This window comes from Desulfobacterales bacterium (genome assembly GCA_034003325.1).
Classification (GTDB): domain Bacteria; phylum Desulfobacterota; class Desulfobacteria; order Desulfobacterales; family JAFDDL01; genus JAVEYW01.
The window spans coordinates 34,375-56,621 of sequence record JAVEYW010000015.1 but is presented as its reverse complement, the minus strand read 5'-3'; the positions used below and the strand labels follow the sequence as shown (position 1 = coordinate 56,621).

General features: G+C 55.4%; 18 protein-coding genes. 16 read left to right on the top strand and 2 right to left on the bottom strand.

Annotated features, from left to right (window positions below; genetic code table 11):
* Positions 1 to 21 precede the first annotated feature (21 nt).
* From RBT11_15470 to RBT11_15395, 16 genes are all read left to right on the top strand, one after another.
* Positions 22 to 708 carry a DUF3313 domain-containing protein gene (locus RBT11_15470; protein MDX9788180.1) on the top strand — a complete coding sequence of 229 codons (687 nt, stop codon included), beginning with the start codon at positions 22 to 24 and terminating at the stop codon, positions 706 to 708.
* Positions 709 to 881: 173 nt separating this feature from the next.
* Positions 882 to 3,302: a hypothetical protein gene (locus RBT11_15465; protein MDX9788179.1), complete on the top strand. Its 2,421-nt coding sequence runs from the start codon at positions 882 to 884 to the stop codon at positions 3,300 to 3,302.
* 89 nt (positions 3,303 to 3,391) lie between these two features.
* Positions 3,392 to 3,955, top strand: a complete 564-nt coding sequence (locus RBT11_15460; GenBank protein MDX9788178.1) for a lipid-binding SYLF domain-containing protein — start codon at positions 3,392 to 3,394, stop codon at positions 3,953 to 3,955.
* A gap of 109 nt (positions 3,956 to 4,064) precedes the next feature.
* Positions 4,065 to 4,769, top strand: coding sequence for an OmpA family protein (locus RBT11_15455; protein MDX9788177.1), 705 nt, complete (start codon positions 4,065 to 4,067; stop codon positions 4,767 to 4,769).
* 35 nt (positions 4,770 to 4,804) lie between these two features.
* The gene (locus RBT11_15450) at positions 4,805 to 6,031 is read left to right on the top strand and encodes a DUF4105 domain-containing protein (GenBank protein ID MDX9788176.1); all 1,227 of its coding nucleotides are present in this window, start codon (positions 4,805 to 4,807) and stop codon (positions 6,029 to 6,031) included.
* A 183-nt stretch (positions 6,032 to 6,214) separates the two neighbouring features.
* The gene (locus tag RBT11_15445; GenBank protein ID MDX9788175.1) at positions 6,215 to 7,024 is read left to right on the top strand and encodes a DUF4239 domain-containing protein; all 810 of its coding nucleotides are present in this window, start codon (positions 6,215 to 6,217) and stop codon (positions 7,022 to 7,024) included.
* Between the two features lie 78 nt (positions 7,025 to 7,102).
* The gene (locus RBT11_15440; GenBank protein ID MDX9788174.1) at positions 7,103 to 7,585 is read left to right on the top strand and encodes a YMGG-like glycine zipper-containing protein; all 483 of its coding nucleotides are present in this window, start codon (positions 7,103 to 7,105) and stop codon (positions 7,583 to 7,585) included.
* A gap of 323 nt (positions 7,586 to 7,908) precedes the next feature.
* Positions 7,909 to 10,161, top strand: a complete 2,253-nt coding sequence (locus RBT11_15435) for a patatin-like phospholipase family protein (GenBank protein ID MDX9788173.1) — start codon at positions 7,909 to 7,911, stop codon at positions 10,159 to 10,161.
* A gap of 26 nt (positions 10,162 to 10,187) precedes the next feature.
* On the top strand, positions 10,188 to 11,732 hold the full coding sequence (locus RBT11_15430) for a sigma 54-interacting transcriptional regulator (GenBank protein MDX9788172.1): 1,545 nt from the start codon (positions 10,188 to 10,190) through the stop codon (positions 11,730 to 11,732).
* On the top strand, positions 11,693 to 11,926 hold the full coding sequence (locus RBT11_15425) for a hypothetical protein (GenBank protein MDX9788171.1): 234 nt from the start codon (positions 11,693 to 11,695) through the stop codon (positions 11,924 to 11,926). The genes RBT11_15430 and RBT11_15425 overlap by 40 nt, the downstream gene beginning before the upstream one ends.
* Before the next feature lie 18 nt (positions 11,927 to 11,944).
* Entirely contained in the window at positions 11,945 to 13,426 is a 1,482-nt protein-coding gene (locus RBT11_15420) for an alpha-amylase family glycosyl hydrolase (GenBank protein ID MDX9788170.1), read from the top strand.
* Positions 13,427 to 13,445: 19 nt separating this feature from the next.
* Positions 13,446 to 14,225 (top strand): alcohol dehydrogenase catalytic domain-containing protein, encoded by a 780-nt coding sequence (locus tag RBT11_15415; protein MDX9788169.1) that lies wholly within the window; start codon positions 13,446 to 13,448, stop codon positions 14,223 to 14,225.
* 117 nt (positions 14,226 to 14,342) lie between these two features.
* Positions 14,343 to 16,790: a mechanosensitive ion channel gene (locus RBT11_15410; GenBank protein ID MDX9788168.1), complete on the top strand. Its 2,448-nt coding sequence runs from the start codon at positions 14,343 to 14,345 to the stop codon at positions 16,788 to 16,790.
* Between the two features lie 214 nt (positions 16,791 to 17,004).
* Entirely contained in the window at positions 17,005 to 17,844 is an 840-nt protein-coding gene (locus RBT11_15405) for a DUF2092 domain-containing protein (protein MDX9788167.1), read from the top strand.
* Entirely contained in the window at positions 17,841 to 18,836 is a 996-nt protein-coding gene (locus tag RBT11_15400) for a hypothetical protein (GenBank protein ID MDX9788166.1), read from the top strand. Before RBT11_15405 ends, RBT11_15400 begins: the two co-directional genes overlap by 4 nt.
* 240 nt (positions 18,837 to 19,076) lie before the next feature.
* Positions 19,077 to 19,736: a cytidylate kinase-like family protein gene (locus RBT11_15395; protein ID MDX9788165.1), complete on the top strand. Its 660-nt coding sequence runs from the start codon at positions 19,077 to 19,079 to the stop codon at positions 19,734 to 19,736.
* A 25-nt stretch (positions 19,737 to 19,761) separates the two neighbouring features.
* Here RBT11_15395 and mutY read toward each other — a convergent pair whose 3' ends face one another.
* Entirely contained in the window at positions 19,762 to 20,871 is a 1,110-nt protein-coding gene (gene mutY / locus RBT11_15390; GenBank protein MDX9788164.1) for an A/G-specific adenine glycosylase, read from the bottom strand.
* Positions 20,872 to 20,880: 9 nt separating this feature from the next.
* Entirely contained in the window at positions 20,881 to 22,221 is a 1,341-nt protein-coding gene (locus RBT11_15385; GenBank protein ID MDX9788163.1) for an acyl-CoA dehydrogenase family protein, read from the bottom strand.
* Positions 22,222 to 22,247: the final 26 nt, after the last annotated feature.

Genomic DNA, 22,247 nt, shown 5'->3' with positions numbered 1-22,247 from the left:
ACCAAAAGAAAGGAAAGAAACATGAAAAAAACAGGTCAGGCGATTTGGGCGATAGTTTTCGGGTTGGTGCTTTTTGGTTTTGTCACGGTCACTTCATCAGCGGTAGTGGCGGCGGATCAGGCGGCGACAGAGTTTCTCGGTGAGTACGCCAAAAATCTGGGACCCGGCCCAAAGGACGGGGTGAAGATGCGCTGGCTGAAGCCGGGGGTCGATTTCGGAAAATACAACAAGGTTATGCTCGATAGCGTTATTTTCTTTTTTGCCGCGGATTCTAAGTATAAAGGCATGGATCCACAGGAACTGAAGGAGTTGGCTGACGCGTTTAATCTGCAGATTATCAACGCCCTCAATGAGAAATACCCGATCGTGGGCGACCCCGGTCCCGACGTTTTGCGCCTTCGCATCGCCGTCACGGATTTGAAGTCGAGTAGTCCGGTTATGAGCGGCATTACCTCGGTTGTTCCGGTTGGACTGGGTCTTAGTCTCGTCAAGAAGGGTGCCACGGGCTCATGGTCCGGATCAGGCGCCACGAGTATCGAATTTATGGCGCTTGACTCGGCGACAAACGATGTGGTTGCCGTCGCCAAGGACGATAGAAGCGCTGCTTTCTCGGAAAGGTTCAGCAAGTGGGGATCGGCCGAAGAGGCTTTCAAGTTCTGGGGAGAGCGAATCAAATTATTCATGGACGGAGCCCACGGCGCAAAATAAGCGCACGGATGGATCCTTCACCCCGCAGGAGGCGCGCGGCGCGCCGCGTCCTCTACTGCGGGTGGCGGGAATAGCCGCCGGCATTTGAAGGATAACGTGCAGCCGGGCGCCGGTATCGGGTCAACTCCTTGCAACGCGCCGTGTAATGCGTTGCAAGGTGAAAAGGAGACAAGATGAAATCATATAAGATCCTTATTCATCTGGTGCTGATGGTGATGGTGTCGGCATCGGGCGTTGCCGCCTCGGAGGAGGCGCCCCCCGCTGATCCCGGCTGGCCGAGAGTGTTTGAAAAAAACGGCAAGCAGTTGACGGTCTATCAGCCCCAGGTGGACTACTGGAATGATTACAAAGATCTTCGCTGTCGTTTCGCCATCGCCGTCAAGACCGGACCTTCTCAACAAGAGAAGCTGGGGGTCGTAGAAATAGACGCGGATACCGTTGTAGACCATGCCGAGCGTGTCGTGGACATGGTCCCCAAAAAACGAGAGATGCGGTTTCCGAACACCTCGGAGGCGGAAGCGACTTCCCTGGAAAAGGTTGTGGATGAGCTGCATCCGCCCTCCCGGACCCTGACGGTTTCTCTGGACCGGGTGCTGGCGTATCTCGATCCTGATCAGCAGCCGCAGCAGCAGGCGGTCGAATTGAATCTGGATCCGCCAAAAATATTTTACAGCCAAAAGCCCGCTATTCTCGTGATGTTTCTGGGGGAGCCGGAGCTGAAACCCGTCGAAAAAGATAAGACCGAGCTCATGTTTGCCGTGAACACCAATTGGGATGTGTTCTACGACGCAACTGGGCAGCGGTATTACCTGCTAAACGGCGATAACTGGCTCGCCACGGCGGATGCAGTGAAGGGATCATGGCGTCCGGCAGAAGCTCTGCCGGCCGGGTTATCTTCTCTGCCACAGGATGACAACTGGGCCGATGTGCGTCAGCAAGTGCCTGGAAAGCGGGACCAGAACCCGCCCGTGGTATTCGTAAGCACTGAACCCGCGGAGCTTTTGGTAACGGCGGGCGAGCCGAGCTTCAGTCCGATCCCCGGCACGAAGCTGATGCGGGTCGCGAACACGGACATCCCCGTGTTTCTCTTCTCCGGTGATAAAACCTATTATCTTCTTATCGCCGGCCGATGGTTCAGAGCCGCTGGCCTCGATGGCCCCTGGACGGTTGCCAGCCTGGATCTGCCCGGGGATTTTGCCCGGATTCCGGACAGTGATCCGGCTGCCTTCGTTAAGGCCTCTGTTCCCGGGACCGTGGAGGCGAGGGATGCGGTGCTGCTCGCTTCCGTGCCAGCTACCACAGCCGTGGATGTATCAAAGCCGGCGGCCGTAGAGGTTGGCTACAGTGGCGAGCCGAAGTTCGAACAGATACCCTCTACCACGGTTCAATACGCCGCGAACTCTCCCCAATCGGTTTTTTTCGTCGATGGCGGTTATTATTGCTGTGACCAGGGCGTTTGGTTCTGCGGCAGCGCCGCTACCGGCCCGTGGACCTATTGCAAGAGCGTCCCCCAGGCGATCTACACCATCCCCGCCTCCCATCCCACACATAACGTGACATATGTCGTGGTTCAAAACACGACCCCGACGACGGTCGTTTACTCGCAAACAGCCGGTTACAGCGGCGAATACGTGGCGGCAAACGGGGTGCTCATGTTTGGCGCCGGAATGATTATGGGGGCGATCATCGCGGACCACCACGACGATCACTACGGTTATTACCCGCCGTATCCGGTACCCTACTCCTATGGCTGCGGCGCGCGGTACAGCTATGCCTACGGCGGCTATTACAGAGGCGCCGCGGTATATGGTCCTTACGGTGGCGCTGGGGCTGCGGCGAGATACAATCCGTACTCGGGAACCTATTCCCGTGGCGCTTACGCATACGGACCCGCGGGCAGCGCGTCGGTTCGGCAGGCCTATAATCCTTACACGGGCGCGCGGGCGCGGGCAGGCAGTATCAATACCGCTTACGGATCGGCCGGAAGAGGCGTGGCTTATAATCCGTCCACGGGAACCGCCGTACGGGGGGGGTACCGAAGCAACGCTTACGGGACGGTTGGCGGCGTTCAGACGAACCGGGGTACGGGTGCTGTCGGGTGGAACACGCAAAACAGTCAAGGTGCGGTCGTCAAGGGGAAGAATAATGTGTATGCCGGTAAAGACGGCACGGTTTATAAAAAGGACGGCTCCGGCAACTGGAGCAGCAATACCGGCAACGGCTGGCAGTCGGTAAACAAGCCGCAACAACCCAGGAGTGCTTCTGCGGCATCGACATCCGCTTCCACAGGAAGCCGGGCTCAGTCTTCGACCTCTGGGGGAAAGTCCGCCACAACGGCACAGACCCGTCAACCTTCATCTTCCTCAATGGCGCAGACCCGGCAGCCGTCAACCGCTTCCAGAAGCTCAGTATCCCGGGAGTCGGCGCGGAGTTTGGAATCTCAGGCGCAGGCCCGTCAGCGCGGAAATCAGATGAGCCAGCGTGTCAGCAAGGAACGATCATCCGGCTCATCCTTCGGCGGTAGAGGGTCGGGGGGCGGCTCCTCCTCCTTCGGCGGCAGAGGGGGCGGAGGCGGCGGCAGGCGAGGACGATAGCCCGCATTTTTAGTCTGTGTTCGCCGGAAGGTTCACCCGCCGGCAAAAGGGGATACACCCACTTACCCAAAACTAAAAAGGAGAGTTTTATGCGCACCATACTTCGTTTTTCGGTTGTTGTAACCATAATAATGGCCATTTGCAGCATTGCCGCATTCAACCGGCCCGCCATGGCGAAAAGTGCCGCGGAGATAGATGCGGCGGTGAATGAGGCGCTGGAAATACTGTATGCAAAGACACCCACAGCCAAGGATCTTTCCCGGCTCGCAAAAGGGATATTGGTTTTCCCGGGTATCTATAAAGGAGGATTCATCGTGGGAGGGCAATATGGAGAGGGCGCCCTTTTAAAAAAAGGTAAAACCACCGGTTACTACAATACCGTCGCCGCCTCCTATGGATTGCAGGCGGGCGCTCAGAAATTCGGTTACGCCATGTTTTTCATGGATGAAGCGTCTCTTGCGTATCTGAACAAGAGCGATGGGTGGGAGATTGGGGTTGGCCCCAATATTACCGTGGTGGATGAAGGAATCGCGCGATCGTTAAGCACAACGACGGCCAAAGAAGGGATTTATGTCTTTTTCTTTGATCAAAAGGGGTTAATGGCAGGCCTGGGAATACAGGGATCCAAAATTACGAAGATCACGCCCGAATGACGAATGGCATTGTTTTGCCGCCAATCCATTCTGTAAGGTGTCAATTTCAGATGGGATTCAGTCATAGGACGGCAACACGTTTTTCAATAATTGACAAGGAGATAACAAGATGAGGAAGAATTCGGTTTTGGTTGTTTTGGTGCTGCTTATGGGGATAAGCGGGTGCGCGAAATCTCATTTCGGGGTTGCCGACAAGGCTGTTCTCTTGCCGCCCGACGTTTCGCAGACAGAGGAAGCCATTGCAAGTGCTAAACAATCGGATGGCGCAAAGTACTGCCCCGAAAAAATTACGCAAGCGGAAGCGATGGCCACGGAAGCAATGAATATTTATTGGGGGTGCCAAACCGATAAAGCGTTGGGGATGTTGTCCGATGCCAGAAACCTGGCCAATGAGGCGAAGGCATGTCAGCCGCCGCCCGCACCGGCTCCGCCGCCTGCTCCCGCACCGATGGCGCCTCCCCAGCCACCGGCAAGGCAACCCATCAGCTTTCACTCGGTGTATTTCAATTTTGATAGTGCGGATTTGACCGATTCAGCCAGGGAGGAACTGGACAGGGCGGCAAAGATCATGGTGGATAATCCGGAGGTGGTGCTGGAACTTCAGGGCCACACCTGCGACCTGGGGGCTAAAGCCTACAACCAGAAACTGGGTGAGCGAAGGGCCGAATCGGTGTTCGGGTATCTGACATCCAAGGGCATCAGTGCCGATCGTCTCAAAACGGTGAGCTTCGGAGTTGAAAACCCCGTCGCCCCGAACACGACAAAAGAAGGCCGTGCCAAGAACCGCCGCGTGGATATGGTACTTCTTAAGTAGGTTGTCGACTATTCCACGGATAGTCTTTCCTTTTAATGAAGGATGCGTCTCCCCTGACCGGTTTCGATCACGGGGAGACGTACGGCTTCTTCCTTCCCTGGCGCATTCGGAATAACACCCGAAATGCGCTTTTTCCCGGAAGGATGCTTGAAGATCGCACCGGACAGGCCACGAGGAGCAAAATGATTATGGGGCATGCCATTGCATCCGGCACGGATTACCGGTCGCCGGCGAAAAAGTTTTTTCGGCTGCTCGGATGGACGCTGTTGGTTCCGATTCTTGCGGCCATTACCGGCTGGGAAATCTTGTTCGTCTATTGTTCCAACCTGCCGGAGGGGTTCCGGCTGCCGGCGGCTATCGGTATCGGGCTCGTCTCTGCCGGGGTATTACTGATAGGCCGCTTGAAGACCCGGTCCCTCCTGATCTTTTTGGCCGTGTTTGCCGTGTTGCTTTTCTGGTTTTTCTCAATTCCGGCTTCCAATGACCGGGACTGGCTGCCGGACCTGGCGCGGCTTTCCTGGGCGGAAATAGACGGCGATTTCATCACGGTGCATAACATCCGCAATTGCGATTATCGAAGCGAGACCGATTTTACGGTCGCCTATTACGACAGACGCTTTGATCTGCGACAATTAAAGTCGGTCGATGTGGTGGCCGTATACTGGATGGGCCCTGCCATTGCCCATATCCTTCTTAGCTTCGGGTTTGAGGATGGCGCGTACCTGGCCGTTTCCATCGAGGCGCGTAAAGAAAAGGGAGAAGGCTACTCGACGGTCAAGGGGTTTTTCCGTCAATATGAGCTTTACTATGTGGTGGCCGATGAGCGGGATGTCATCCGGCTTCGCACCAACTATCGCAAGGACCCGCCGGAGGATGTGTTTGTCTATCGTTTACAGGGCCCAATAGAAAACGGTCGCCGGCTGTTTCTCGCGTACATGGAAAAACTGAATTCGCTTAAGGCCCGGCCCGAGTTTTACAACAGCCTGACCACCAATTGTACCACCAATATCTGGACGAACACCCATGTCAATCCGGATCGTATTCCGCTCAGCTGGAAGATTCTGATGAGCGGTTATGTCCCTGACTATCTCTACGAGACGGGCCGTCTGGACAACAAGTTACCTTTTTTCGATTTGAAGCGTCGCGCGCATGTCAATGCCCGGGCCCGGGCAGCCGACACCGCCGCCGATTTCTCGCAGCGCATTCGACAAAGAGATGTCTCGACGATGCCGGCCGGCCAAGCCGACCGGCGCGCTTTGTAATCTCCATTGCGACTATTGCTTCTTCCGGAGGAAGCGGAGCGTTTATTTTGAAATGGTTCTATCCGGGTAAGGCACTCGTTTTAACATTAGTTTTGGCGATTGCCCCATATTTACTGCTCAGGAACCTTGCAAACCGTCTCAACCCCAGGAAAGGAAGTATGGGGGCGCATAAAGGAAACTCGGATGAATATGGATGCAATACCCCTTTGGGGCTTTTTTTTGTTAACCATCGGTTTTGTAGTGGGATGCCTGGAAGCTGGATATGGGCTTGGGCGTATCGTTCTGCGGCGCCCTGAAAATGAGAAGGAATCATCGGTCTCTGCCATTGTAGGCGCCAATCTGGGATTGCTGGCGTTCCTCCTGGCGTTCACATTCGGCATCGTGTCTGACCGGTATGATGCCCGCAAGGCGCTTGTACGCGAAGAAGCCAACGCGATTCGTACCGCCTATTTGCGGTCTGATTTTTTGCCTGAGCCGGATCGCGGTGAAGCAGTAAAGCTGTTCAGGGAGTATGTGAACTTTCGAATTGAAGCGGCTCAGTCTCGTGACCTTAAAAAGATCCGCAAAACCATGCCAGCGTCAGGTCGGATTCAGCGTCGGCTTTGGGACATGGCGGTCGTGAATGCCCGAAAAGATATGAACTCGGATGTGGCCGCCCTCTATATCGAATCGCTGAACCAGCTTATCGATCTTCACGCCTTACGGGTAGCTGTCGGGCTACAGGCGCGGATGCCCGTCGGCATCTGGGTGGCTCTCGGCGTCCTTATCATTCTCGGCATGATCGGGGTAGGCTTTATGATCGCCATCGGGGGGTCCAGGAGATCATGGACAACGCCGATTTTGGCCATCTCGTTTTCCGTCGTAATCATCTTGCTGGTTTCGCTTGATCGCCCGCAAAGCGGGTTTATGGTGGTTTCTCAACAACCGCTGGTGGACGTGCGTTCCTCAATGGATGCCGACGCCGCTTCAGACGCTGAGAATATGCCGAAGTGAAAATATAAAATAGCAAGCACTATTGATGGATCAAAAAAGGATCGGAGATTATCCATGTTTCCCAAAAGGAGCGTTAAAATGAAAAAAATCAAGGAAAATTTCAACCGCTGCTTAATTTACACCTTAATTTTCGGATTAATTTCCACATCGGCATTCGCCGAGATGATCATTTTCCCTGCAAAGGGACAAACACCGGACCGGCAGCAAAAAGACGAGGCGGAATGCCGTGGCTGGGCAGTCCAGAATACCGGTATCGATCCTGTCAAGCTGGCCCAACAACCGGTCGGCGGCACGGCCCCGCAACAAGGCGGGGCCGTGAAAGGGGCCGCTAGAGGCGCCTTGGTGGGGGTCGTCGCCGGTGCCATTGCCGGGGATGCCGGGAAAGGGGCGGCCATCGGCGCGGGTGTGGGGGCAACCGGCGGCGCCTTGAAGCAACGATCGGCAAACCAAGGCCAACAGCAAGCCGATGCCCAAGCACAGCAGGATCGAAACGCACAAATGGATACGTATAACCGCGCTGTTCAGGCTTGTCTGGAGGGGAAAGGATATACCGTAAAATAAATCATGGTCGGATGTCGGCCTTTGGCCGCCCGGATCAGATCCTTTAATCACTCGATCCTCAAGTTTCTGGAGTTACGGGGCTTCGCCCAATATGGTTGCAGCAGCAGTTGCTCTCGGTCTGCTGATTGCTTTCAGTCCTGTTGATTGCTTTCGGTCTGCTGTAGGAGCGGTTCCTACAGGCCAATTCCGAAAAACTTGAACATCGAGTATCAGAAACATGCACGTTTTTGCGTGTATCTTCACCGAAGATGGCAGGTGCCCTTTTTGCATCCCGGCATCCCAGCTTCCCAGCAATCCGGCTTGGCCGGATCAGGGAGCTATAAATGAAAACGAGATCACAGTATGGCGCCGTTAAAGTCTTGTCCGGGCTAGTGTTGGCCGGCATCCTTCTCGCTGCATCGTTCTCGGCAGGGGCTGCCGAACCACCCCGGGTGGCGGTACCGGCAAAACGGGCGAAAATCGGTCTCGTCCTCTCCGGCGGCGGCGCCCGCGGGGCGGCTCACGTCGGCGTGCTCAAGGTTCTCGAAGAATACCGCGTGCCGATAGATTTTATTGTCGGGACCAGCATGGGCGCGCTGGTCGGTGCGTCCTACGCAACGGGAACGAGTGTAGCGGAAATGGAGGAAATCATCGGGGGGATTTCGACCGAACTCCTGTTTAAGGATAAGCCGCCGCGCCAGGAATTGTCCATGCGGCGCAAACAGGATGATTACAACATCTTTTTCGGCCCCGAGATCGGCATCAAAGACGGCAAGATAGGGCTTCCCAAAGGGGCGGTGTCTGGTGTGCAGCTGGAGACGGTACTTCGCCGGCTCTCCAAAGCAAAGGGGTTTTATCGTTTTGATGACTTGCCCATTCCGTATCGGGCGGTGGCGACCGATCTCGTGACCGGAAAAGCGGTGATTTTCAGCGAAGGCGAGCTCGCCAATGTGATGCGGGCCAGCATGTCGGTTCCAGGCGCGATCGCACCGGTGGAGATTGGTGGCAAGTTGCTGGTGGACGGCATGCTCACCAGCAATATGCCGGTTGAAACGGCGCGCGCGATGGGCGCGGACGTCATTATCGCGGTCAATGTCGGAACCCCGCTGTTGAAGCGCGATGAGCTGAATTCAATCCTCGGGGTCATGGGGCAGATGCTGAGCATTCTGACGGAGCAAAATGTCCAGGCCTCGATAGCCGCGCTCAAACCTACCGACATTCTGATCTCACCGGAGTTGGGGGACTATTCGACCGGCGATTTTGACAGTTTGACAAAGATCAGCCCGCTGGGTGAGACTGCGGCGCGAAAGGTGGCCGAACGGTTGGCCGCGCTCTCGATCCCGGCAGCGGAATACGCCGCGTTGCGTCAGCACCAGATGGTCGCTTCAGCGCCGGATTTGGAACCGGTTGATGAGATTCGGTTCGAGAATCTGAAACGTGTCAACCCGAAAACCGCCCAGGTGGTGATGGAGACCGAGGCCGGCCAACCGATCGATCAGGAGGTTCTCGACCGCGATATGCGCCGCCTCTACGGAACCGGATATTTTGAACATGTGAACTACCGTTTTATGGAGGAACCCGCAAAGCGGGTGCTGGCCGTGGATGCGGTGGAAAAATCCTGGGGGCCGAATTTTCTGCGGCTGGGACTGGGGCTGAGCAGCGATCTGCAGGGGGATGCCTACTTCAACGTCCTTGCCAGCTATCGTAAGACATGGCTCAATTCACTCGGCGCGGAATGGCGCAATGATGTGCAGATCGGTCGAACCGTCAGTTTTATGAGCGAGTTTTACCAGCCGTTAAACGAAAAAGGGTTCTTTTTCATTGCACCGCATGTGTTATACGAGCGGCGCACAAGCGACCTCTACCAGGGCAGCAGTCGCATCGCGACCTATGATATGACCTCCTACCTTGCCGGCGCTGACCTCGGCGGCCAATTTACACGGTATGGTGAGTTGCGGGTTGGTGTGAAATGGGGCTTGCTGACCCCGAAACTGGACACCGGACCGGAAAGTCTTACACCGGGGCAAGGCGATATCACACAAGGGGCGTTTACGGCGCGGCTGTTTCTCGACCAGCTCGACAGTGCGCAATTTCCACGCTCGGGCTGGCGCCTGGGGGCAAGTCTGTTCAACTCGAACGATCTTCTCAGCGCCGATCAGACATATACCAAGTGGGACAGCGACGGGAACCTCGTTTATTCCTTTGGCAGCCACACGTTCAACTTAAGCTTTAAAGCTGGCGGCAGTATCGGTTCTGAATCACTGCCGCGGTATAATCTTTTCCAGTGGGGGGGATTCCTGCAGCAGTCGGGTTATGCCACCGGCCAATTACTGGGGGAGGAGATAAAATTCGGCAGGCTCATGTACTACCATCGATTGTTAAAGGGAAGTTTGCTCGAGGGGGCCTACGGGGGACTTTCCTTCGAGGTCGGTGAAGTCGATAAACCGCTGGTGCCGGGAAGTCCGGAGGGGGTGCTTGAATCGGCATGCGTCTTTGTGGCCGCGGACACGCCCATCGGGCCGGTGTATCTCGGTTACGGGCAAGCACTCGAAGACAATAGCAACAGCCTCTATTTTTATCTCGGAAGACCTTTTTAGCGCGATTCTCAGGCAGAGAGGAACCCATGGAAATCGAGGCAAGTCTTGCAAAACCGATGAAAGGCGCAAACGAACCGATGGTTGATAAGAAGGTGACGGAAGGAGACTCCGTTCAGTTTGAGCGATTGCTGTTTGACATATCCGCCAGGTTTGTGAACATCCTTTCCGACCGGGTGGACGAGGAGATCGAGCTGGCGCTGAAACAGGTTCTGGAATTTTTTCAGGCCGATCGCTGCGCATTGCTTGAGATACTGTTGGATGAGACCGGATGGCGGATCACTCATGTAGCCACTCAAGAGGGTGTGCCACCGGTTCCCCTCGGGCAGAATCTTCCGAGATCGATTCTCCCATGGGCGTACGACAAGCTGACTAAAAAGCGTGAGGCGCTGGCCTTTGCGAGGCTTGATGAGTTGCCGGCCGAGGCGAACGTGGACCGGCAAACCTATATCGAATGGGGGATTCGATCCAACTTGAACATTCCCGTCATGGTCAATGGGCCGGTTTCTCATGTGATTGTCCTCAATTCCCTGACGTGCGAACGGGACTGGCCGGACGAATTTATCCCGCGACTGAAACTTCTCGGGGAAATCTTCGTCAATGCCTTGGCGCGAAGGAATGCGGATCTGGCGCTTTACGAAAGCGAGGCGCACCTGAGCCTGGCGGCGGCATCGGCCGATGCAGGTCTGTGGGGCATGGAGCCGTTCAAGAATTCTCTCTGGGTGACGGACAAGTTGCGGGAGATATTCCGATTTGAACCGGAAGAGGCGCTAAGCTTTGAACGGTTAATAGCCGCGACACATCCCGAAGATCGTGAGCGAGTCAACGCGGGCGTTCAGGAGAGCCGGGAGACAGGCGGTTTGTTCAAGATCGAATGCCGCCTCCCGCGACCCGATGGGGAAATCCGAACCCTCATCATTCGCGGCCGTCATTCTGCCAAGAGAGTGGGGCTCCCCGAGCGTTTGACGGGTGTGGCCCTGGACATTACCGAGAGAAAGGAGATGGAGACCCGGCTTCGGGAGCAGGTAACGGAGATTGAACGGCTGAAACGGCAGCTTGAAGCTGAAAATTTGTATTTGCGCCAGGATATCAAGATAACGCAGGGGTTCGAGAAGATTGTGGGAAGCAGCGACGCGCTCAACTACGTGCTCTTTCGAATTGAGCAGGTGGCTTCCACCGACGCCACCGTCCTGATTCTGGGGGAGACCGGGACGGGCAAGGGCTTGGTCGCCAACGCCATTCACGGTCTTAGCGCCCGCAAGGACCGGCCGATGCTCACCGTGAACTGTGCCGCCTTGCCCGCCAACCTCATCGAAAGTGAGCTTTTCGGCCGGGAGAAGGGCGCTTTTACAGGTGCCCACGGCCGGCAGGCGGGACGATTCGAAGTGGCCGACGGGGGGACGATTTTTCTTGACGAGATCGGCGAGTTGCCGCTGGAACTGCAGTCGAAGCTGCTGCGGGTGCTTCAGGATGGCGAATTTGAACGGCTGGGCAGCGCCAACACCATCAAAGTCGACGTCCGGTCTACGGCGGGATGGCCAGGTTCCAGGAAGATCCGCACTGGCGGGATCTGATCCTGTTTCATGAGTACTTTCAAGGTGATAATGGCGCGGGGCTCGGGGCGAGTCATCAGACGGGGTGGACCGGTCTGGTCGCTCTGCTGCTGAACCTGTTCGGACGTATCGACGCCAAATCCGTGCTGGAGACCGAACGCTTGCGCCTGGAGACCCGGGTTATTAGAGAACAAGTGAGTGGAGAGCCGGCCTGAGGGATTTGAGGAGAGAGCATGTCCGATCACAGTTATCCATTGCTGTACCAGGTCAACACCCGTGTCTGGCTGACGGAACTATCCCGCGAGTTGGGCCGGGCAGCGATGCTGGACGATATTCCCGATGCCGGATTGGACCATCTGGCGGAACTGGGTTTTGACTGGGTATGGTTTCTGAGCGTTTGGCAGACCGGTCCGGCCGGGCAGCGCGTGTCACGCGCCCACCCGGAATGGCGAGAGGAATTTCAAGAGACACTACCGGATCTTCGTGAAAAAGATATCGCGGGATCCGGGTTTGCCATCACCGCCTATGCCGTCGCATCTGGCCTCGGAGGCGATGCGGCCCTGGCGCGTCTGCGCCAACGGCTTTCGAAACGCGGCTTGAGGTTGATGCTCGATTTTGTACCGAACCACATGGCCCTGGACCACCCATGGGTCCAAGACCACCCGGACTATTTTGTTTCGGGGACCGAGGAGATGCTGGCGCGGGAGCCACAGAACTATATCCGGGTCGAACGGAAAGGCGACGACCTGGTTTTGGCGTATGGCCGGGATCCGTACTTTTCCGGTTGGCCGGACACCCTGCAGCTCGATTACGGCAACCCCCGGCTACATGCGGCGATGATTGGTGAATTGATTAAAATATCCGGTCAATGTGATGGTGTCCGATGTGATATGGCGATGCTGGTATTGCCCGAGGTCTTTGCACGGACATGGGGCCGCCGGGCGGAGCTGTTCTGGCCGAGAGCCATCCAAACCGTGCGAGACCGGCACCCGGATTTCCGTTTCATGGCCGAGGTGTACTGGGATCTGGAATGGACCCTGCAACAGCAGGGATTCGATTATACCTATGACAAGCGCCTGTATGACCGCCTGCGGAAAGAATCTGCCGGGCCGGTGCGTGCGCATTTTCTGGCAGGGCGGGATTATCAGGACAAGCTGGCCAGGTTCCTGGAAAATCATGATGAGCCGAGGGCGGCAGCGACATTCTCTCCGGAAGCCCATAAGGCCGCAGCGGCGATTACATTCCTGTCTCCCGGGCTGAGGTTTTTTCATCAGGGCCAGATGGAGGGGAAACAGAAACGCATCTCGCCCCATCTCTGCCGCGGGCCGGAAGAACCCGTCAACCCGGAGTTGGTATCGTTTTATCATCGCCTTTTTTCCGTGCTTCGCCACCGGGTTTTTCGAAATGGTCAGTGGCAATTGCTCCAATGCACGTCCGCCTGGGAAGGAAACTGGACATGGGCGTGTTTCGTGGCCTTTGCCTGGGAAGGGCGCGATGGAGAAAAGATGATCGTGGCCGTGAACTACGGGCCCAGCCAGGGCCAGTGCTTCATCCGTTTTCCGTTTACGGATCTTGGCGACAGTCATTGGCGGCTCAGCGATCTTCTGGGCGATGCGCAATACGATCGGGACGGCAATGATTTACACTCACGAGGCCTCTATCTGGATGAGCCTGCCTGGAAGGCGTCGGTATTCTCTCTTATCAGAGACACATGATATTTAATGAGGAGGTTACATGATGAAAGCGATTACGGTAGAACCTAAAAAACCCGGGACAGTCCGGCTGGAAGATATTCCGGAACCCGATGTTCGTGACGGGTCCATTCTCGTCGAGGCGGTGGCGGCCGCTGTTTGTGGAACGGATATTGAGATCGCCGAAGGCAAATACGGCTGGGCGCCGCCGGGAAGAGCGCGGTTGGTTCTAGGTCACGAATCCCTGGGCCGCGTTATCGACCCGGGAACAAGCGCTTCATTCAAAAAAGGAGACCTGGTGGCCGAGCTGGTCCGGCGTCCGGACCCGGTCCCCTGCCCCAATCGCGGGGTGGGTGAATCCGATATGTGCCGCAACGGCCGGTACACCGAGCGCGGGATAAAGGAAATCGACGGGTTTATGTCGGAACGCTGGCGCATCGAGCCCGAATACGCCATAAAAGTGGACCCGACTCTGGGGATCCTCGGCGTGCTTATCGAACCGACGACGGTGATCATCAAAGCGCTGGAACAGGTCCTCGCCGTGGGACAACGCTCCTTCTGGGAACCGAAAACCTTGATAGTGACCGGGGCGGGGCCGATTGGTCTTCTGGCGGCGGCAGTGGTCCTGAAGAACAACGTGGTGGTCGGCAGCGTGAATGCGAACAAGCGTCACTGGTACAAAGCGAGTGAACGGTTGGCTCGGCTGGACCGGAAGTGGCTGAGCCGTTTGATCACCCGCTTTGAAACGCCTGAGAATTTCAAAGAAGCGCTGGAAAGACAACCCGACGACATCAAGGTTGTTATCCAGTTTTCAGAGGTATAATGGCGTATGCGAATAGCTGATTTATTGCCTGGCGACACGTCTGGGCCGCAACCCGCCCCAGCCATCATTCGTTGCTCGGCCGGTGATCCGATGGCCGATTTCCGGAGAGGAGGCGTCTTGAGGTTGTTTTTATTCCTTCTTCTGTTTTTGTTGATGTTTCCGGCCGTGCCGGTTGCTGCGGAATCCCCTAACCCGTTGCTGAATCCGCATGCCCGGGTAATGGACAAGCCCCCGGCAACCACGGGCGACAATACTCAAGAAGCGTCCGGAGCCACCGCTTTTCCGGGGCTGCCTTTTGTAGGCCCCAGAGCTTCGGAATTGAAAACAAAAGCGGATGATACGCGAAAGATTATTTCCACCTACACCCAAACCGTTTCTCAGACACAAGAGATCGACGATGCCGAAAGGCGTTTCCAAAAGCGCCGGGATTTGGTCCTATCGCTTTCGGAAGAGGACAACTGGGATACGACAAAGCTCGTTGATGATAGATTGATGCTCCTGGAGGAGAAAAAAGGACAGGAAGTCCTGCGCAAAAAAATTTCTTCCATCCTCTCCGAACTTGAACTCAACAAAAAAGATTGGGAAAGGCGGCAAACATACTGGCGGGAATGGGACGTTTTTCTGGGTGCAAGCAACAGCAAAACGCTGTCGGAAACCTTTAATGAGTGCCACAAGGTCATTAAGGAGATCTTGAAAGGCCTCAACAATGCGATCAGCGCCCAATTGATTTTGCAGGATCGATTGTCCCGGCTTCTTGAAGAGACCCTCAAGCTTGTCGAAATTGTTGAGACGGCATTTTCCAGGCAGCGCAGCAACCTATTTAAAAAACATGCGCCATCCCTTTTCAACACGGAGTTTTATGCTCAGTTCAATTCGGCTTTCTGGCGCGCTCTCCCTGACGGAGCGGGTAAGTTGGAAGACTTATTTGATAGCCGGTCGGCTTGGCGCATAACGACCAGAATATTCATTCTGTTTATCGTTGTCTTTCTGACGGCATTATTGAGGAAAAGCGAGCTGACAAGGGAGGATTGGCCATATTTATTGCATCACCCCGTAGCACTGGGGGTATTCTTGTCAGAAGTGCTATCGATAGTTTTTTTTGGCCCGCCAACCGGGCTCGGGCGAGACTTTTCCTACGCTTTGTTGACCTTTTCATCCTTTATCCTGATATCGGCGTTTCTGAAGGTTCGTCTGAACCGATTCGCTGTATGTTTTTTGGCTGCGCTCGTGGTTGTCCCTGGGTTATTGAAAATGATTTTTCTTCCGAGTCCTCTTTTCCGGCTATACTGGGCCGGAACCACCCTGACGGGAACCGTTCTCTTTTCCGTATGGGCGCGGCAAGTGCTGCGCGGAGCGCTGCCGAAAAATAAACTTTTTTCGGGATTTTTGCGTGGGGGTGCTGTTGTCATGGCACTGGCTGCGCTTGCGCAGATGGCCGGCTTTGTGAGTTTCTCTGAAGAGCTGGTGCTTTTCACATTAAAAATTGCTTTTCTTTTCGCGGGCATATTTCTTTTATTGCAAATCAGCAGGATGACGTTGCAGTTGCTACTGGGGCATTCTTTCCTGGCCGATAGAGCGTTCATCAGGCATTTCGGTAAGGAGCTGGGTTCAAAGCTGCGGACCCTCCTGAATGTGGTTATCTGGGGTTTGGCTTTTTTCTCCTTTTTTTCGATAATTGGAGTTTACAGCTCACCCGGCGAGGCGTTTGAAAAGCTGTTTCTCGTCCAGATAGCCATCGGAACCCGGATTCTATCGCCCGCCCTGTTTATCCTGGCCGCCCTGGTGCTCTATCTGTCAAGTTTCATATCCTGGATTATCCGTTCAATCCTCGAATCAGAGGTCTTTCCCCGCATACAGATGGAAAAGGGGGCCGGACAATCCGTAACGAAACTCTTGCATTATTGTCTGATGGTTGTCGGGTTTTTAATCGGCGTCAGCGTTATTGGGCTGGATTTGAAGAGCTTTGCCGTATTGGGAGGCGCCCTGGGTATCGGTATCGGTTTCGGCCTGCAGAATATCGTCAACAATTTCATCAGCGGGATGGTTCTTCTTTTTGAAAGGCCGGTGAGGGTTGGGGATCGAATTCAGACGGACGACCATGTCGGCATCGTGAAAAAGATCGGGCTGCGTTCGACGGTCATAGAGACGCTTGACGAATCCCAGCTCATTATCCCCAATTCACATCTCGTTTCCGAAAAAGTGACCAATTGGACCCGTTCGAATACGATTGCGCGACTAAAAATCCCCGTAGGGGTTGCCTACAACAGCGACGTGGGCCTTGTGTTCGATACGCTGACCGCAGCCGCTCTGGCGAACCCCCGTGTACGGGCCTTCCCGGAGCCGATAGCCCTGCTGTTGGGATTTGGTGATTCCTGCCTGAACATGGAACTCCGTGTCTGGCTTACGGACGTGAATCAAATTCGGCTTGCCCAGAGTGAGATTTCTCGCGAAATCATCCGGCGGTTTGCCGAATCCGGCATTGAGATTCCTTTTCCGCAGCAGGAGGTCAAGGTGCGATACGATGGGAATGCGCAGGCCATTGGTGCTATACCAGTGGGAAAATAGCGTTCTTCTTTTAGGAATTTTTTACCATGGTCCTCTCTTTTTGGGTCCATCACAACATGGCCCCGTTTTTAGACCCCTTACCAGAAACATGCACGCTTTTGCGTGTATATTCGCCGAAGGTGAAAGATGGCTTTTATGCATCCCAGCATCCCAGCATTCCAGCATCCGGCTTTGCCGGATTAGGTTGGACCGCCTTCTCATGGAAAGATACGTTATGAAACGATTTGCATTAAAAATGTTTTTCTTGATCGGTGTTGTTCTCTGGCTGCCGCTTACCAGCGCCGCAGCCGATTCCGTACCGTCGAAGGGTCAATCTGAGCCTGGTGATGAAGTCAACATGAAGGCGAACGCCGCCGCTGACATGCGGGAACCTGCGGCCATTGCCGAGCTGAAGCGAGCGACGGATTTTCTCACTTCCCTGCCGCGCTTTCACATCAAGGCTTCCGTAGCCTATGACGTGGTTCAGACGGATGGCCGAATTCTTCAGTTCGAGAAGAAAGGCGATCTCTACCTCCAGCGGCCCGACCGTTTTTTTGCCGACATTCAATTCGATGACGGCCGCCGGCGCCAATGCTGGTACGACGGCAAGATGCTCAGCCTCGCCGAAAGATCCAAGAAAGTGCATACCCGGATCAAGGCCCCACCAGCTATCGACGCGACACTCGACATGCTGGAAGGTCTGCTCAAGGAACCCCAGCCGCTCGCAGACCTTTTCTACAGCGATTTGCGCCCCCTTGATCAACTGGCCATAGAAGCCGATGTGGTTGGCGATAGCCTGGTAAATGGGCTGCCGTGCAAGCAGCTGTCTTTCCGCGGCAAGACGGTTGACTGGCAGATCTGGATCGAGCAGGGAACGACCCCCTTCATTCGCAAACTGGCCATCAGCTATCGAGAACAGCCGGGCACACCGCAGTCTGTCGCCCTGCTGACTGTCTGGGAGGTACCGGAGCGATTCAGCGATAGCCTGTTCACCTTCACCGCGCCGGCCGATTCCCAATGGATCGACATATTGGTGCCGATGCCTCGCAAGACAGAGAAAGGAGGCCGGCCATGAACTGGAAACCCTTCACGATGTTGCTTATCAGCGTTTGCCTGGCGGCCTTTACACTCCCCGATCTTGCGGAATCACGCGGTGGCGGCAGGGGAGGCCGAGGAGGCGGTGGATTTTCCCGCGGCGGGGGCGGCGGTTTTTCACGCGGTGGCGGCGGGAATTTTGGATCGATCCGCAACAGCGAACGAGCGTCGACACGAGATGTGTCACGGGCGTCGAGGGAGGGCCTATCTCGCCCAGATAGGCGGGACGCGTTGCAGAGTCGTGCCGCCAACCTGTCGCCTGAACAAAGACAGCAGATCAAGGACCGTACGGCAAATCTGACCCCCGATGAAAAGCAGCAGATCCGTCAGAAATTCCAGAATTCAGGGCTCACGCCGGCGCAACTGCCCGCTGAAGGCACCGGCCGGAACCGGGACGAGATCAGAGAGGATTGGCAGGACTGGCGCAACCAGAATCGGGAGGATTGGCAAAACTGGTATCACGACCAGTATGACGATTACTGGGATGATCACTGGCATGCTGCCTGGTGGTACGGATACCCGGTGACCACGGTGTCGTACACCTTTTACCTTGAAGACGCCCCACCCTGCCAGGAGATGGTGGTGGTCAAACAGCCCTCCGGCACGACCACCTATTATCATTGCAGTTCGGTCTGGTACAAACCGGCGTATACATCGGGAGATGTCAAATACGTGGTTATCTCCCCGCCGGCCGGCGTGGAAATGTTCGGCCTTTCAAATCCCTATCCGGTGACGGTTGAAGGACAGACCTATTTCGTGAGCAATCATACCTTCTATCAGAAGATGATCCAAAATGGTCATCCGCTCTATGTGTCGGTCGATGCTCCGATCGGCGCAAAGGTGCCGTCCATTCCGCCGTATGCGGTTGAAATCAGGCATCAGGACCAGATTTACTATCAGTTCGACAAGGTCTTCTATCAGCGACAGGGCGATTTTTTCGTGGTAGTCGCTGACCCTGGGGGTAATAGTTAGCCGCTCAAATCGGTGATTACGTCAACGAAGGCCACTGCCGGGATAGCAAATTGAATTCCCCCCTGATAATGTTGCAGCTCGGTTTCAGCTATCAATAGAAAATTAGCTAGTTGGAACGCACAGAGGCTTCTTGCGATTGACTTCGCCGGCACCTCTCTTGTAGATTGAAAATAGAAAGCGTTGCGGGGAGGCGATCCTCGGATAGCTGAGGGGGAAACCCATCTGTCGAAGGGAGGTCTTATGAGAACAACTCAGCAAATGGTTGAAGAGCAGGTACAGCGATGGCAACTGTTGAATAAAGAAAAACGCGAGCCCGTTAAGGGGATCAGCGTCGTTACCATCTCCAGGGAGCCCGGCAGCGGCGGCCGTATCGTAGCGGCCAAACTGGCGCAATCACTTGAATTTGACCTTTTTCGCCAGGAGGTGATTCACCAAATGGCCGAAAGCGCCAATGTCAATAAGCGGCTTCTGGAGACACTGGATGAAAAGGGGATCAACCTGCTGGAGGAAACCGTTTCCTCCGTGATCAACGAGCATCACCTCTGGCCGGATGAATATCTGAAGCATCTGATGAAAGCCATTGGCGTGATCGGTGAACACGGGCGGGCGGTGATCGTGGGACGAGGTGCCAATTTTATCTTGCCCCCGGAAAACTGTTTTCGAGTTCGGGTCATCGCGCCCATGGTGATTCGCGTGAACCGGCTTAGCAAGGAATTTAATCTTTCCAAGGAAGAGGCGACCCGTCGGCTGTTGCGCACGGAGTCGGACCGCCGGGCCTTTATTCGAAAATACTTCAACGCGAATGTGGCTGACCCGCTCAATTACGATCTGATCATCAACACGGCGAATATGAGTATTGAAAAAGCGGTCGCCACCATTCGTTGCGCGATGACGGCGTAAGCCGGGTTTGCCGGAAGGCCGAGGGCTATGCCGAGTTGTTCTTATCCCCGGGCTTTCCCCATGCTCTCAAAAGGGGGAAGAACTTATGGTTGGCCTTTGGGAAGGGGTATTGATTCAGCTCCCCGAGGGTGACCCATCTGAACGCCACGGGCCCGGAAAGCCGCACCCGCCCTCCGGCATAGCGGCAGATAAATACATCCATTTCGATTTTAAAATGGGTATAGGCATGCTTGACGCGCGTTAACGGCGCCATCACCTCGATGGAAAGTCCCGTTTCCTCTTTTACCTCTCTTTTGCAGGCTTCGATGCTTGTTTCCTTGGCCTTGACTTTTCCGCCTGGAAATTCCCACAGGCCCCCCAACAACCCATCCGGGGCGCGTTGGGTAATCAGGACCTTGCCGTTGCGCCATATGACGGCGACGGCAATGGAGTGGGTCGGTGTCCGTCTTGCCTTGATTCGCCGCGGATACCGGGCAACAACCTTTTTTCGACAGGAAAGGCAATCCGCATTCAGGGGGCATTGCAAGCAATCGGGGATTTCCGGCTTGCAAATCAGCGCCCCCAGTTCCATCATCGCCTGGTTGAAGGTTTCGGGGGACTGCCGGTCCAACAGCGTTTGGGCATACGCATTAAATTCCCGATGCCCGGCGGCCTGATTGACGGGGGTTTCGATGCACGCCAGCCGCGCCAGGACGCGTTTCACGTTCCCGTCCACCACGGCATGGGGTTGAGAGAACGCGATGCTGAGAACGGCCGCCGCGATATACTCCCCCACGCCGGGCAGGGCTCGAAATGCCGCATAGTCATCGGGGACAATCCCCTTGTGCGATTCCGCTACGATTTTTGCGGCCCGGTGCAGATTTCTGGCCCTGGCATAATAGCCCAGTCCCTCCCAGAGTTTGAGCACTTCATGAAGATCCGCTTCAGCGAGGCTCGCTACATCCGGAAACCGGGAAATAAATGTTACATAATAGGGGATCACCGTTTTAACCTGTGTTTGCTGCAACATTACTTCCGAGACCCAGATGCAATAGGGGTTCCGGGTTTCACGCCACGGCAGCGGCCTTTTGTGTTCCTGATACCATCGGGTCAGACGCTGCTGAATAAGCGTGACGGTTTTTTTCGTAATATGCATGGGTATGGTTTAAGGTTCGATCTTTTTAAAGGTGCTTGCGGCCATAAAGCAATAGGGGCATTTTTCGGGCGGTGTCTCGCCGTGATGCATATGCCCGCACATGCGGCATCGCCAAACACCGGCGTGACCGCGCTCGTCCGCTGAGAGTTCGTCCCACGCCGTTTCACGGATCATGGGCAGGTCTTCAAGCGGCGGCATGACCGGCCGGTAGGCTCCCATCGCATGGCCGGCCAGAATGATGCGCTGCACTTCGCTGGTGCCTTCATAGATGCGAAAGAGCCGTGTGTCCCGAAGTAGCTTTTCCACCGGAAAGAAGGGGGTGTAACCATAACCGCCGAATACCTGAAGTGCTTCGTTGGCCACCTCGAGTGCGATTTCGGAGGCGTACAGCTTGGCGACCGAGGCGCTGATCGTGGCATCCGGTTTACTGTCGGCTTCCCAGGCGGCCTTCCATGTCAAAAGTCTTGCGGTTTCAACCTTTTGGTACATTTCCGCAATCTTGAATTGGATTCCCTGGTATGAGGCGATGGCCGCACCGAAGGCGCGGCGCTTTTTGACATAGTCGATGGCATATTCCATGGCGGACCGGGCAGCGCCGACACTCAGCGCGCCGATGGCGGGGCGGGTTCTGGCAAAGGTTCGCATGGCCAGGACAAAGCCTTTTCCCGGCGGCGCCAGAATGTTTTCTTTAGGGACGCGTACGTCTTTAAACTCCAGACCGACCGTGTTGGAGGCACGCTGGCCCAGTTTGGGAATCGGGCGGCCGCAAGTGACGCCGGGCCATTTTTTTTCAACCAGAAAGGCACAGATGCCATTATGCTGCATTTTTGAATCGATGGTGGCAAATACGCAGATGTAATCAGCAATGCCGCCGTTGGTGATCCAGTACTTGGTGCCGTTAAGAAGATAGTCTTCACCGTCCTTTTCCGCCTTGCAGCGAATGCCCGCGATATCCGAACCCATGAACGGTTCAGAGGTCGCAAAGCATATCTTTTTGTTATTTTTCAGTATGTCGGGAAGCACCGTTTCTTTCAAGACCTCGTTGTCGCATAGAAAAACCGGTTGCATGCCAAGGGAGTTGTCAAATATGGAGGTGGCCAGCCCCGGGCAGGCGGCCGCGATTTCCTCGGTGATGATGACCCCTTCGAGAATGCCGTACCCCTTACCGCCGAAGCGGGCGGGAATGTCCGCGTTGGTCAGTCCCGCCGCGATCGCTTTTTCAAGAATCGATAATGGAAATTCGCCGATTCGATCATAATGCCAGGCGATCGGAAGCACCTCTTCGATCGCGAATTTGCGTGCTGTTTGCTGTAACGCAATCTGTTCCGCGGAAAGATCGAAATTTAACATCAGACCCCCTCCTGTTATATGCTGTT